This window comes from Nocardia aegles (assembly GCF_052545135.1).
Genome location: NZ_JBQWRI010000057.1, coordinates 1 through 679, shown reverse-complemented (window position 1 = coordinate 679; position 679 = coordinate 1). Strand labels below are relative to the sequence as shown.

Sequence of the window (679 nt, the reverse complement as noted above, 5' to 3'; positions counted from 1 at the left end):
GGTGGGGGTCGCGCACCGCAACGTGATCGAGTTGTTCGCCAACACCCAGCCGTTGTTCGGGTTCGACGAAACCGATGTGTGGACGTTGTTCCATTCCTACGCGTTCGATTTCTCGGTGTGGGAGTTGTGGTGCGCGCTGGCGCACGGCGGCAGCGTGGTGGTGGTCGACTACCTGACTTCCCGCTCACCCGAGCAGTTCCGTCGGTTGCTGATCGATGAGCGGGTGACGGTGCTCAACCAGACGCCGTCGGCGTTCTATCAGTTGGTGGAGGCCGACCGCGCCGCGGCGGGTAGGGGTGAGCTGGGGTTGCGGTATGTGATCTTCGGTGGGGAGGCGCTGGATCTGCGGAAGCTGGGTCGCTGGTATGCGCGGCACGGGCAGCGGACGCGGTTGGTGAACATGTACGGCATCACCGAGACCACGGTGCATGTGTCGTTCCTGTCGGTGGACGAGCAGATGGTCGACAACCCGGCCAGCGTGATCGGGCGGGCCCTGCCGGGTTTGGCCGCGTACGTGCTCGATGACCGGTTGCATCCCGCGCCGGTGGGGGTGGCCGGGGAGATCCACGTGGTCGGCGCGCAGCTCTCGCGCGGGTATCTGGGCCGTCCGGGGTTGACCGCGACGCGGTTCGTGGCCGACCCGTTCGGGGCGCCGGGCTCGCGGATGTATCGCAGTGGC

The 679-nt window shown here is 67.2% G+C and carries 1 protein-coding gene; it reads left to right on the top strand.

Features of this window, described 5'->3' with window-relative positions; all coding sequences use genetic code 11:
- Nucleotides 1-679 (top strand): AMP-binding protein (locus ACT89H_RS29430; protein ID WP_445111929.1); only part of this gene is annotated, 679 nt, incomplete at both ends.